Genomic DNA, 13,030 nt, shown 5'->3' with positions numbered 1-13,030 from the left:
ATATTTTTATTGAGTAACTCTTATGCGATCTCTGCTGTGGCGAACTTGCTTGTCTCTTGGCTTGGTTATCATGTGTGCGGCGGGGCTGTGGGCCCAGCCGGCAAATGACGATTGTGCGAATGCTATTTCTCTTTCCGTAGGTAGTGGCCTGTGCGAAGCCAATGTGTACTCCAATGCACTGTCTACTTCTGTTTCCGATCCCATCCCGCCCCTGTGCTGGGGCAGTGGTTTTAACAATTCGGTCTGGTTTACCTTTGTGGCTCCCGGTCCGGCTGTCCGGGTAAGTACCAACTTTGCCCAAACCGTTATCGATACCAAGATTGCGGTGTATAGCGGCAGCTGCGGCACCCTGGCCCTGGTGGGTTGCCAGAAGGATGTGTTTGCGATAGAAAATGAGCGTAAGAATAGCCTGTTGGTCACGGGCCTTACTGCCGGGCAGACCTACTACCTGGTGGTGGATAGCGACGGGGGTAGCGGCAACTTTGCCGTGTGTATAGAGCGCCAGGTGGTGCCCACCCCCTGTAGCACGCCCGGACAAGACTGTGGTTCCGCCTTCTATGTTACCAATACCAATGCACTGGTTATCCCGTCCGGAAGCCTGGGCGCCGGCACCCGCGTAGAGCCTACGCAGTGTACCGTGGACGAGGAAAATACGCTTTGGCTCAAATTTTACGCAGTTTCTGGGGGGCGGCTCGCCTTCACCGTTACCCCCAATACCCCTGTAAACATCGACTATGCTGTATACGACGTTACCCAAGGCTGCCAAGGTAGTCCTCTGGCCTTGCCGCAGGGGTGCAACTCAAATACCGCTACCACCAATGGCGGAACGGTAGGGTGGAATTGCCCGCCCTCCATCTGCGGGACCAACACCTGTACAGGTGCCAGCCTGAACTGCCCCGATGGCCTAAGCATTACCGCAGGACAAACCTATGGGCTAATGATTGATCGAAAAGCCAGCAACACGGGCTTGATTGTAACCTTTTCGGGTATCACCAGCCAGCCCGGCTTATTGATCGGGATGCCCAAGCCCCGTTTTGCCAGCTCGCTGGAATGCGATGGCAATGCGGTGCGCTTTACCAACTTTAATGATGCTTGTCATTTTGCCTATAGCTGGGATTTTGGCGATGGCAGTACCAGCTACCAGCCCAATCCCCAGCATCAGTACGAAGTAGCAGGTACCTATGAGGTGGTACTAACCCTGACGGACCTGAACACCGGCGTAACCAGCATGGCCCGCCAGAATGTAACTATTACCCCTGGCCCCACCGTTGCCACCAGCCCCAGTACCCCAGCCCTGCCCTATGATATAGCCGTATGCGCTGGCGGGCAGGTGAATATGACTGGCACCGTGCAGGCGCTGCCCTCCACCACCACCGGCGAACTCACTTTTGGCAACTTTGAGGGAGGCCCAGTGGCTGGCACCGACACCTATTTCCCAATAGCCGTAACCCAGGTGCTACCCAACACAGTAACGGCCAGCACGGTAAAGGAGGTGTGCTTGAACATTGCCACGCTCCGCAGCCGAGATCTGGTTGTTCTGCTACAAAACCCCGCCGGCGGCATCGATACGCTGATCAACCGCCGGGGAGCCCTAAACAGCACTTTCTTGTCTGGTGTATGCATCCGCCCGGGTGCCTCTGCCTGGCCCAATAACCCCCCACCTGCCACGCCCCCACAGGTGGTAACCGGCACATTCCGGGTAGACAATCCCACGCTCAGCTCCACGGGCCTGTGGGCAGGCATACTCGGCTCCGAGGCTACCGGCACCTGGAACCTGATTGTGAAAGATGATAATGTAGCTACACCTGCGTCGTTATTGGACTGGTCGATTACCTTCAATGTAAGCTCTTCGGTCAATGAGATTGTAGACATCGTGTGGGAGGCGGACAACGGCGGGTCAGTAAGCTTTGGTGCACCTACCCTAAACCCTGCTACAGGCACGGGTAGCAGCATAGCCACAGCCTACCCCTTCAGCTCCACGCGCTACATTATGCGGGCCTTTGATGCAGTGGGCTGCTCCAGCGCCGATACCGTGCGGGTGCGTGTGGCCGATGCCAGCATCAACGTAACCAAGACGGATGTAACAGCCCCCGGAGGCTGCGATGGTACGGCTACCGCTACCGCTACGGGTCAGAGCCCGTTTCCGCCCTATACCTTCGAGTGGCGGCGTCCCAATGGCACGCTACTGGCTGCTCCGGGCATCTCCGGTCTCTGCAGTGGCACCTACAAGGTTTACAGCATCGATAGCCGGGGCTGCCGAGATAGTACGACCTACGTGATCCTGGAACCGGCCGTGGGCGACCTGCGCCTGAACAGCCTAGTTACCCAGCCCGCCTGCCACGGCGATGCCAATGGCCAGATCAGCATCACCCCCGCTGCTGGTACTGCGCCCTATACCTATACCTGGACAGGGCCCATACCCCTCCCCGATGGGCTGAACCTGAACCAGCAGGCCAACCTGCCCCCCGGTCAATACAAGGCAGTTGTGCTGGATAGCAGTGTCCCCGGCGTACGAGACTCCGTGGTCGTTACCCTTCTGGATCCGGCACCTCTTGATGCCATAATCACCAATTCCGCACCTGTTCGTTGCTTTGGTGGCAATAACGGAACAGCCAGTGTGGATGCTACCGGCGGCACCCTAAGTTCGGGATCCGACTACACCTTCCTCTGGAAGCGTGTGCCTGCAGGAACCCTCATTGGCCAGTTTGGCCGCACGGCTACCGGCCTGGCCGCAGGTACCTACCGCGCCGTGGTGACCGACCAGAACGGCTGTAAGGATTCAGTAGACGTGGTGATAACCCAGCCTGCCACGCCCCTTGCCATCAGCCTGAATAGTACCACGCCCACCAGCTGTTTCGGCCTGAGCGATGGGGCCGCTAGTGTGACGGCCAGCGGAGGCAACGGAGGTTACACCTACCTGTGGACCCCGGGTAATGAGGCCACTGCCAGCGTAAGTGGTAAGCCCGCCGGAAACTATACGGTAACAGTGCGCGACGGCGAAAACTGTGTGCAAACCCGGAACGTAACTATTAGTGGGCCCACCGCCATCAGTGTCAATACCTTTAGCCAGACCAATGTGGGCTGTAACGGAGACAACAGTGGCAGCTTCACCCTGAACGCTACGGGCGGTGCTGGTGGCTATACCTACCGCTTTACCCGCCAGCCGAGCAATGCCACCCTGCAGAATGGCCCGTCCAATACCCTGGGCAGCCTCGGTGTGGGCTCCTATCGCGTAGAGGTAACGGATGCGAACGGCTGCAGGGCCCAGCGCGACTTCAGCATCACCCAGCCTGCTACACTAACCCTCAGTAGCTCGCAGGTGAACCCTAGCGTGCCCGGCGCCTCCGATGGTAGTATTACCCAAGAGCCAGCCGGGGGCACCCCGCCCTACACCTACCGCTGGGAGACCCTGTCCGGCACCCCCATTGCCGGTACCAGTGCTAGCCTGACAAATCGGCCTGCTGGTTTCTATCGCGCCATCGTGCGCGATGCCAGTGGCTGCGAGCGCGTCCTGGTGGTAGAGCTGTTAGACCCGGACGTATTGCGCCTGACGGTTGCCACTAGTGGTACCCTGTGCCCAGGAGACGCCAGCGGAGAGGCCTTGGCAACGGCCGCTGGCGGTGCAGCCCCCTACACCTTTGCCTGGAGCAAGGTGCCGGGCCCGCTGCCAAGTGGCTTTGCTACCACCAACCCCACGGCAGATACGGAACGCGCAACGGGCCTGGACGCAGGCACCTACACGGTAGCGGTAACAGATGATGCGGGCACAATAAAATCGGTTACGTTTGTGCTGAGCCAGAACCCAGCCCTGAGCCCAACTGCCGCCCGCACAAATGTGAGTTGCTTTGGCCTGGCCAATGGTACGGCCAGCGTAAACCCCAATGGGGGTACCCCGCCCTATACCTATAGCTGGAGTGGGCCTGGTAGCTTTTCCAGCACAAGCCAGACCCTCTCGGCCCTACAGCCGGGCACCTACACCGCCACGGTTACCGATGCCCTTGGCTGCACCGGGCTTGCTTCCGCTACCATTACCCAGCCTGCTGCGGCAGTTTCGATCACCAACATTAGCAGCACGAACCTGACCTGCAATGGCAGCCAGGATGGTGTGCTCTCTGTTACTGCTAGCGGGGGTACCCCCAATACCACCGGACCCGCCTATAGCTACCTCTGGCAGCGAGCCGGTTCTCCCGTGGTATACACCACTGCTACGGCAAATAACCTGCCTGCGGGCACCTATACCATTACCGTAACGGATGCCAATGGCTGTACGGCCAGTAGCACCACCAGCCTTAGCCAGCCAAGCCCCATCACCATTGCCCGCACCATTACCCCAGTTTCTTGCCAGGGTGGCACAAATGGCGCCATCAACATTACCCCAGCGGGGGGCAATGCCGGGGGCTATACCTACCTGTGGACACCGGGTGGACAAACTACCCAGGACCGAAACAATCTGGCAGCGGGCACCTATAAGGTGGTGGTGCGCGATCCACTGGGGTGTAAAGACTCGGCCTTTATCACCGTACTCCAGAGCCCGGCCCTACTGGTGAATATCCAGCAGAACAACGTGAGCTGTAACGGAGGAAACGATGGACGAATCACCGTTCGGGCAAGTGGCGGCGTACCTCTGGGTGGTGCCAGCCCCTATACCTATGCCATCAGTCCTACCGCCGGCACGGTTTTGCAAGACAGTATTTTTCAGAATCTGCCCGTCGGCACCTATACCGTTACGGCCACCGATGCCAACGGCTGTAGCACCAGTCGGCAGACCATTGTGACCATGCCTGGCCCCATCAGCCTACAGACTACCCAGACCAGTGCCACGGCTGCCGGGGGTACCAATGGTATGGCCAGTGTGCTGGTGGAGGGCGGCCAGGCCCCCTACACCTACGACTGGAGCAACGATGGTACCGGAGACAACAACGACCCCGTTACCATCACGGGCCTAGGCCAGGGTACCTACACCGTACGGGTAACCGATGCCAACGGCTGCACCGCCAATGCGAATATCCAGGTAACAGAGACCACTGGTGGTGCCATTGTAGCCACAGCCTTTACGGCCGATGCCAGCTGTAGTGGTGCCACAGACGGGGCAGCGAGCATCAATGTAACTGGCGGCCTACCCCCCTACAGCTTTGTGTGGACGCCCAATGTGAGTACCAGTAGCTACGCAGGGGGCCTCAGCACCACTACTACCTATGCTGTTGTGGTAAATGATGCCGGGCCAGCCCCTGCCGTTACCCTAACTGGTATCACCATTACGGCCCCCACTGCCATCACCCTGGCAGTGGCCAATGATGCCCTGGACTGCCACTCAGCTCTGGATGGCAGCCTGAGTGCGACTGTAAGTGGTGGCACCCCCCCCTATAGCTACAGCTGGGTGAGTGCCCAGTACGTAGGCGTGCGTACCACGCCCAGCCTGACGGGCCTGGCAGCGGGCACCTATATCCTTACGGTAACGGATCAAAAGGGCTGTAACACCAGTACCAGTGCACAGGTTACCCAGCCAGCTGATCTGGCCATTAGCGTCAGTTTTGTAGACAACAACGATTGTTTTTCAGATAACAGCGGTAGCGTGGTGGTAACCCCCTCTGGTGGTACAGGCCCCTATACTTACCGCTGGAGCCCCGGGGGCTACACTACTGCCAGTGTAAACAACCTGACGGCGGGTATATACAAAGTAGTGGTTCGAGACCAAAATAGCTGTAAAGACTCGGTAAACGTAACCGTAGGCGAACCTGCCCAGCTGAGCCTAAGCGTCCAGGTATCTAACGTGAGCTGTAGTGGTGGTAATACCGGCGCAGCAGGGGTAGATGCCAGTGGTGGAACGCCTCCCTATGCCTATCTATGGAAAAACCTGTCTAACCCCGCCTTTACCGTGCTGGGTACGGACACGGTTGCAAACCTGCCTACAGCAATCTATCGTGTCATCGTTACCGATGACAATGGTTGCCGGGATAGCGTAGCCTTCCAGATTTTCCAGCCAAATCCGCTCCAACTACAGCTTACACAAGACCCCATCAGCTGCCACGATGGAGCCGATGGAAGCCTCTCTGTACTGGCCTCAGGAGGCATACCGGGTACGGGGGGCTATACCTACCGCTGGTTTGCACTGGGTAGCACCACCACACTGGTAGGCACTGCTGCCACCCAGCCGGGCCTGGCTGCTGGCACCTATCGGGTTCGCGTAACGGACAGCCGGGGCTGTTCAGACAGTATAGAGGTTACGCTCGCCAATCCACCCGCCTTTGTGCTGGATAAGCAGACCACCCTGCCCATCTGCCCGGGCGATGCATCTGGGGCACTGGCAGTGTCGGCCAGTGGGGGGAGTGGCGGCTTCAGCTTCCTGTGGGCCGACAACGGCGCCACTACGGCCGCCCGCACCGGCCTGCCGGCGGGTAGCTACAAGGTGTATGTAACCGATGCTACCGGCTGCCGAGACAGCGTGGTGCTTAGCCTGCCCAATCCGGCACCCATTACCTTGCTCATCACGGATGTGCAGCCCAGTACCGGCCTGGCCAATGGCCGCATCCAGATACTGGATGCCAGTGGACAGAGCGACCCAAGTACCCTCACCCTTTCGGGGGTTTCCAATCCGGGGTTTGGTCCCCTGTCCGTAGGTCCCGCCTCCGAGCCCTATCCGGCTTTTGAGGGCCTACCCCCCGGCACCTATAGCCTGCGACTGACGGATGCCGACGGCTGCCAGACCCTATCGAACTTTGAGATCAGCCGGGGCGACCTGATTCTGGATAACCTGGTGCCGGAGAGCTGCCGCCGAAACGATGGGGCGGCCACCGTACGCGTAGAGCGCAGCAAGGTAACCGGTACCCTCAACTTCACCTGGACGCGCCTGCCCAGCGGTACTGTCGTGCAGCAGGCCTCTACGGCAGATACCTTCCAGGTAGCGCTGAACCTGCCCAGTGGTGCCTATCGTGTGCGCGTACGGGATCAGGCAGGCTTTGATGAGACGCTGGACTTCTTCATAGCCGAGGGCCCCAGGCTGTTGGTGCGGCCAGACTATGCCCTGTGCACGAATCCCGGCGAGCCTGTGGCCGACCTGGTAGACCTGGCTAGCCCTGCGCCCACACTGGGGGGCAGCCCGGTTAGTGGCACCTGGGCCGCATTTGACCCGGCGGGCAACCCGGTGAGTAACCTAACAGGCAGCGCCTTTGTGGCCGATGCACCCGGCATCTTTATTGCCGTATTTACCGAGGCTACCTTTGGGTGCCAGGATACGGTGCGGCTATTCTTCGGGCCACTGGATGCAGGGCGAGATACCATTGCCTGTGTATCCGCCACCCGCCGCACTTTCCAGATAGCCGAACCTTTTGGAATCGGTGTATGGAGCAGCAGCAACCCCGCTATAGCGGTACTGGATCCGGTCAAGGGCATCTTCGACCTTTCTTCTGCCACGCCACCCCTTGGGTTTGTGGCCACCCTAACGGCTCCGTCTGCTACGGCCTGTAGCGACGACGTGCTGGTGCAGGTGGAAGCGGGCCCCGAGCCGGGCTTCAGCACACGGCCACAGCTGCCCGGCCAGGTGCTAAACCTGCCGGCGGCGGATGTCATCCTACAGAACACTACCCGCCTGAATGGTGCTACGGCGGAGAACTGCCTGTGGGATATGGGCGACGGTACGGTGCTAAGGGGCTGTACAGATCAGATCGCCCACCGCTATACGCGCCCCGGAACCTACACGATCTGCCTGACCGTGGATGTGGGCTTTTGCGACGAGACCTACTGCCTACAGAATGTGGTGGTTTCGGAGGAGGCCTATTTCACCATACCCGAGGTGTTTACACCCAATGGAGATGGTGTGAACGACCTGCTACGGGTTACTACCTCCAACCTGCGGCGCTTCGAGCTGCTGATTTACGACCGCTATGGCAAGCAGGTGTTCAGCACCACCCGTGCGGACGAAGGCTGGGATGGCACCATCAATGGAGCCGATGCCCCCACCAACAGCTACTTCTGGATCGTGCGCGCCACGGACCTGTATGGCACCGAGATAGAAGACCAGGGTACGGTGGCCATCATACGCTAGGTATCCGGGTAGGCTAGTGGATCGCCGGGTTCTTCCTGGTGATCCACTATGCCTGATGGTGGGGTGTGCCGGTATACGCACTACGGCCGTAAGCCGGGTCTACCCGCTAGGGTGGGGGCGTGCGCAGGCAGTAGAGGGGCTGTTTTGCCCTGTATCAGACCGTAGCCCGCGCAAGCTGGGCTCTACTGCTGGTAGTAGTCCAGGCCGGGGAACTTGTGCTTGTACTGGTCGATCACCAGGGTGGCGAGCTGGCTGCGCAGTTCGTCTAGGCCCTGCTTCTGGGTAGCGGAGATAAAGACACAGGGGGCTTTCTCGCCATATAGCCAGGTGTTTTTCAGATTTTCTATTTCGTAGTCCTCCAGCGTGTCCACTTTGTTGAATACGTAGAGCACAGGTTTTTCATGGCAACCCAGGCTGTGCAGGGTGTCTTGCACCACACGGATGTGCTCCATGTAGTGCAGGTTGCTGGCATCTACCACATGCACCAGCAGGTCAGCTTCGCGCACCTCATCCAGGGTGCTCTTGAAGCTCTCTACCAGGTGGTGGGGCAGCTTGCGGATGAAGCCTACGGTATCAGCTAGCAGGAAGGGCACCGAGTGCAGTACCACTTTTCGCACGGTGGTATCCAGCGTAGCGAAGAGTTTGTTCTCTGCTAGCACTTCTTCTCGTTTGGTCAGTGCATTCAGGATGGTGCTTTTGCCCACGTTGGTATAGCCTACCAGGGTAACGCGCACCGTCTGCGTGCGGTGTTTGCGGCGGGTAGCGTTTTGCAGGTCTATCTTTTGTAGTTGCTGTTTCAGGCGGGCAATGCGGTCTCGCAGCATCCGGCGGTCGGTTTCTATCTCTTTTTCACCGGCCCCTTTCAGGCCTATTCCCCCCCGTTCTCTACTCAGGTGGGTCCACAGCCGTGTCAGGCGGGGCAGCATGTACTGCGCATAAGCTAGCTCTACCTGCGCACGTGCCTGGGCAGTGCGTGCATGTTCGCTAAAGATCTGGAGGATGATGCCACTTCGGTCCAGTATGCGCACATTCAGCGTCCGCTCAATGTTTCGCAGCTGGGTGGGGCTTAGGTCTTCGTCAAAGAGTACCAGGGTGGCCTCCAGCTTCTGGATGTCTTCTTGCAGCTCTTCCAGCTTGCCTTTTCCTACATAGGTGGCAGGGTGGGGGTTGTCCAGGCGCTGCAGGCGTTGCTTCACGGTTTGCACGCCTGCCGTCTCGGCCAGGAAGGCCAGCTCAGCCAGGTATTCATCGGCCTGGTCTTGGCTGATGTGGCGGTTCCAGATACCTATAATAATGGCCCGGTCTGCCCGCACCGCCGGGTAGTAAAAACCGTCTTCTTTCATTTATTCGCTTAGTTGGATAAAGAGGTGCAGCAGGGCCTGGTCTAGCAGCAGGGCCAACATGCGTGCTGCAGGCCGGGTTTCGGCCTGCCAGTTGATAAAGACGGGCACGCCCGGGGCTTTATCGGCATCGTAGGTGGCGGTGTAGGCGTACACTGCGCCGCTCTGCAGGTTTACCAGCCGCACCTGCATGCGCACCACCTCCACGTTTCGGGGTTGGTCAATAATCTGGTTGCTATACACCAGCAGGTTCCGTCGCTTCTCCTGGCGGTAGATCAGCGAGTCGATGGCCAGCAGATAGTCGGCCCCGGCCAGCTGCGCCCGCAGGCTGGAGGCGGATATGGGCTGCCCGGGCTGGTAACTGCGAATCAGCGCCTGGGCCACCTCGGGCCGCGAAGCGGTAAACCAGCTGCGGGGGCTGCCCAGTGCCTGTAGCTGCTGGGTCAGGTAGTTGCCCGCCTGTATGCTGTAGGCCAGCTTTAGTGCCTCGTCACTTAGGCCCAGGCTATCTTCCTGCTGTACAAAGGCTGCAAAGGCCTTGGCATAGTGGGGTGGATAGCTCAGGTTTTTCTTGCTGAAATACAGGGCTACCTCCGAGCCACTTAGGGGGGTCTGTGCCTGGGTGGGTCCGGCTACAGCAGCCAGCAACCCGAATAAGGACAGAAAGCAAAGGTTAGAAAGGGCGAACAAGGGACTGGATTCGGATATAGCTGTCGGTTAGCAGGCTGCCAGGTCTGGCATCATCGTACAGGATGTTTTTATCGTAGCGGTAGATAAGCCCCACGTTGGGCGCGTAGACCTCGTAGGTATCTACGTCGAACAGCACGTTGCTGGCCTTGCGCTGCTGCACCCACAGGCAGCCGGTGTAGGTGGTGCCGTGCAGGGTGATGGTGGTGTCGGTGCTTAGGTACACATAGTCTTGCTGGTCTGGCCCTCCCTGGCGGGTGTTGAAGGCATTGCCGTCCCAGTCTCCCCCCCGCTGGATGGGGAACCTCAGTACCTGATAGCGAATATTTCCCTCGGTCCGTTCGGCAAAGTTTTCGCCCCGAAACAGCGTCCACAGCTCCTGGAAGGTGTAGGTGGTGTCTATCTTGACGGCGTTCGGGCTGCGGTATAGTTCCAGGCGCTGCAGGCTGCGTCCGGTTTGGTCGGCCTCCACCCCGCCCTGTACCTCTCGCCGGTAGTGGGGGTCCAGTACCAGGGTTAGCCCATAGGAGTTGGTGGTACTGGGCTGTGCTGTGAAACTGGTATCTATGATTAGATAAGTACGTGCGGTACCCTGGCCCAGGGGGAAGAAGTCCTCGCCCCGGCTCTCGGTTTCCAGCTCCCGGTTGCAGCCGACACAGAGCAGACACAAGCACCCTAGCAGAATCGTAACGATGCGCATAGCCTGTAAATATACGAGTTCGAGCCCGAAAGTATTGCGCCTGCTGGCTGAACCTTCGGCTGCCTGTGGGGTATAGCTGGATAGTTGAATGCAGAAGTACTAATTTGAGGGACCATGCAAGCTGTGTTTCGAACCTTATGTCTATGTTTCTTCTTCGTCCTGCTCTGTCGGACGTTGAGTGTGCGGGTGTGGGCCCAGCAGGCACCACCGCGTGGCCAGGCTGTGGCCCCAGCCGAGGCCCGCGCCCACGACCAGCTGGTGGGCATGCAGCTGCCGGCGGTGCTGATTGTGCAGGATCCGGCTAACTACAGGGCCCTGCTGGCTGCCCGGCAGCGGCTGGGCTGGCAGGAAGCCCTGGCCGTGCTGACCGAGCAAGACATCCACACCAATAGCGAACGTGCCAGGCGTGCCCTGGCCACCCTGCAGGTGCAGGTGCCAGCGGGGCAGCCGGTGCCGGCCTTTGTGCAGCAGCTGGCACAGCGGCATCCGGGCCTAGGGGTGTATCTCAGTGCGCTGGACAACCCCACGCGCTACCCCGAGCTGAAGGACAAGCTGTATGTAACCGGCCTTACCTATCAGTTCGGCCTGCAGCCGGTAGCCAATGTGGAGGTGCTGATGCAGCGCTGGCGGGGCGGGCACTACGGAAACTTTGCAGATGAGGTGCGTGTGCCTACGGCAGAAGACCTGCCCTATTTCTATCCACTGCTGGTGCTGGCGCAGGCGCACCGTGCCCGTGGCGAGGAGCAGCTGGCCCGGCAGTACCGCCTGCATGCGGCAGCCCTGGCCACGCGGCTAAACCGTCCCGACCTAATGCCCTATCTGCCATGAGCCAGGAGGATGCCACCCCGGATGCCCAGCTGGTACAGCAGGTATTGGCGGGGAATAGCCGGGCCTTTGACCAGCTGTATGCCCGATACAGCCCCCGGCTATACCGCTACTTCTATCGCATGCTGTATCAGGACGAAGCCCTGGCCCAAGACAAGGTGCAGGACTGCTTTGTGCGCGTAGTGGAGAACCTGCCCCGCTACGATGCCCGCTATGCCTTCACCACCTGGATATACACCATTGCCTACAACCTGTGCAAAAACCACTACCGAAAGCAGGGAAATGCCCGAAAGGCGCTAGAGGTAGCAAAGAACGGCCACGCCCCCCACACGGCTGCCGAGGCCGGAGGCCGAATAGACAGCCAGGTGTATCAGGACGTGCTGCAGCGCGCTATCCGGGCGCTGAAGCCAGATCTGCAGCAGCTGATAGCCCTGCGCTTTGAGCAAGAACTGGAGCTGAAAGAGATCGGCCAGATTATGGGTGTGCCCGAGGGCACCATCAAAAGCCGACTACACTATACCCTGAAGAAGCTGGCCCATGTGCTGGGCCCTGTGCAGAGCCGGCTGTAAGCTGGTGTGCGAAACGAATCAAGCCAAAATGGAACCATCCACCCCCAAACCATCCACCGACCCTTACGAGCAGTTTTTGCAGCTCGCACAGCATACGCCCTGGGCCTTGCTTTCGGCCGATGAGCGGAGCCTGGCCCTGCAGTTTGTGGCCGACGAGGCCGAGTATGCAGCCTATAGCCAAGCCCTGCACGCCCTGGCTGCGCCCCCGCTGCGGGTAGCCCCACCCCCAGAGCCGGGTGCTGCCGTACGGGCAGCACTGGGCAGGCTACAGCAGCGCCGTGTGCCCAGCCCGCCCCGGTACCACCGGTTCAACAACATGCTAACCCTGGCAACTGCTACACTGGTACTGCTAATTGCCGTGGGGGCAGGTTTCTGGCTGATCAACCGGAACAGCGATGCGGACAGGCAGCCGGCCATAGAGCGGGGGTCTACCCTTGCCCAGGCACCCGCCCCTGCGCCCCTGGCTGAACCCAGGCAGCCGGCCCCCCTGCCCCCCGAGGCCCCCGCTACGGCTGCTCTGGGTAGGGCTGCCGATGTCCCTGCGCCGCTTCCCCCCACGCAGGATACGGAGCCGATGATTCGCGAACAGGTGGCTGGCTGGAAGGAAGGAATCCAGCTGAGTGAAAAGGCCAAGCCAGCAACCAATGCCGCCGCCTCGGCGCCGCCGCCTGTGCCAGCAGCCCAGGCCCGACCCCTGGCTATGGACTGGACCCTTGTGCAGAAGCTGTATTAGTGCAGAAAAAAGCAAAGTAATGGGTTGCCTGCCGGTCAGCAGGGTGTAACTTCGTACTCCTTTTGCTTTACACCGTTCGCCTATGTATAAATCTCTATTCTGCCTTGCACTCGCGCTTCTTTGTTTGGCACCCTT

7 protein-coding genes are annotated in these 13,030 nt (G+C 59.8%); 4 read left to right on the top strand and 3 right to left on the bottom strand.

Features of this window, described 5'->3' with window-relative positions; all coding sequences use genetic code 11:
- The first annotated feature begins 22 nt into the window (after positions 1–22).
- Complete coding sequence (locus LW884_06510) at positions 23–8,041, top strand: gliding motility-associated C-terminal domain-containing protein (GenBank protein MCE3007981.1); 8,019 nt, start codon at positions 23–25, stop codon at positions 8,039–8,041.
- Between the two features lie 182 nt (positions 8,042–8,223).
- On the opposite strand, the gene hflX is transcribed toward LW884_06510, so the two are convergent.
- Genes hflX through LW884_06495 form a run of 3 tightly spaced genes read right to left on the bottom strand, consistent with a single transcriptional unit; the run spans position 8,224 to position 10,768 of the window.
- Positions 8,224–9,384, bottom strand: a complete 1,161-nt coding sequence (gene hflX, locus LW884_06505) for a GTPase HflX (protein ID MCE3007980.1) — start codon at positions 9,382–9,384, stop codon at positions 8,224–8,226.
- Complete coding sequence (locus LW884_06500; GenBank protein ID MCE3007979.1) at positions 9,385–10,029, bottom strand: hypothetical protein; 645 nt, start codon at positions 10,027–10,029, stop codon at positions 9,385–9,387.
- Between the two features lie 25 nt (positions 10,030–10,054).
- Positions 10,055–10,768, bottom strand: coding sequence for a hypothetical protein (locus LW884_06495; GenBank protein ID MCE3007978.1), 714 nt, complete (start codon positions 10,766–10,768; stop codon positions 10,055–10,057).
- A 114-nt stretch (positions 10,769–10,882) separates the two neighbouring features.
- On the opposite strand from LW884_06495, the gene LW884_06490 reads away from it, so the two are divergent.
- Genes LW884_06490 through LW884_06480 form a run of 3 tightly spaced genes read left to right on the top strand, consistent with a single transcriptional unit; the run spans position 10,883 to position 12,895 of the window.
- Complete coding sequence (locus tag LW884_06490; protein ID MCE3007977.1) at positions 10,883–11,596, top strand: hypothetical protein; 714 nt, start codon at positions 10,883–10,885, stop codon at positions 11,594–11,596.
- On the top strand, positions 11,593–12,162 hold the full coding sequence (locus tag LW884_06485) for an RNA polymerase sigma factor (GenBank protein ID MCE3007976.1): 570 nt from the start codon (positions 11,593–11,595) through the stop codon (positions 12,160–12,162). Before LW884_06490 ends, LW884_06485 begins: the two co-directional genes overlap by 4 nt.
- A 28-nt stretch (positions 12,163–12,190) precedes the next feature.
- Complete coding sequence (locus tag LW884_06480; protein ID MCE3007975.1) at positions 12,191–12,895, top strand: hypothetical protein; 705 nt, start codon at positions 12,191–12,193, stop codon at positions 12,893–12,895.
- Positions 12,896–13,030: the final 135 nt, after the last annotated feature.

The sequence above is a fragment of the Bacteroidota bacterium genome (genome assembly GCA_021300195.1).
Classification (GTDB): domain Bacteria; phylum Bacteroidota; class Bacteroidia; order J057; family JAJTIE01; genus JAJTIE01.
Note: the sequence above shows the minus strand (reverse complement) of the source record. Positions and strands in the feature narration are given on the sequence as shown.

Bases quoted from the DNA above. Each gene is read 5' to 3' on its own strand.
- LW884_06510 (MCE3007981.1), top strand. From the start codon at position 23: ATGCGATCTCTGCTGTGGCGAACTTGCTTGTCTCTTGGCTTGGTTATC.
- hflX (MCE3007980.1), bottom strand. From the start codon at position 9,384: ATGAAAGAAGACGGTTTTTACTACCCGGCGGTGCGGGCAGACCGGGCC.
- LW884_06495 (MCE3007978.1), bottom strand. From the start codon at position 10,768: ATGCGCATCGTTACGATTCTGCTAGGGTGCTTGTGTCTGCTCTGTGTC.
- LW884_06490 (MCE3007977.1), top strand. From the start codon at position 10,883: ATGCAAGCTGTGTTTCGAACCTTATGTCTATGTTTCTTCTTCGTCCTG.
- LW884_06485 (MCE3007976.1), top strand. From the start codon at position 11,593: ATGAGCCAGGAGGATGCCACCCCGGATGCCCAGCTGGTACAGCAGGTA.
- LW884_06480 (MCE3007975.1), top strand. From the start codon at position 12,191: ATGGAACCATCCACCCCCAAACCATCCACCGACCCTTACGAGCAGTTT.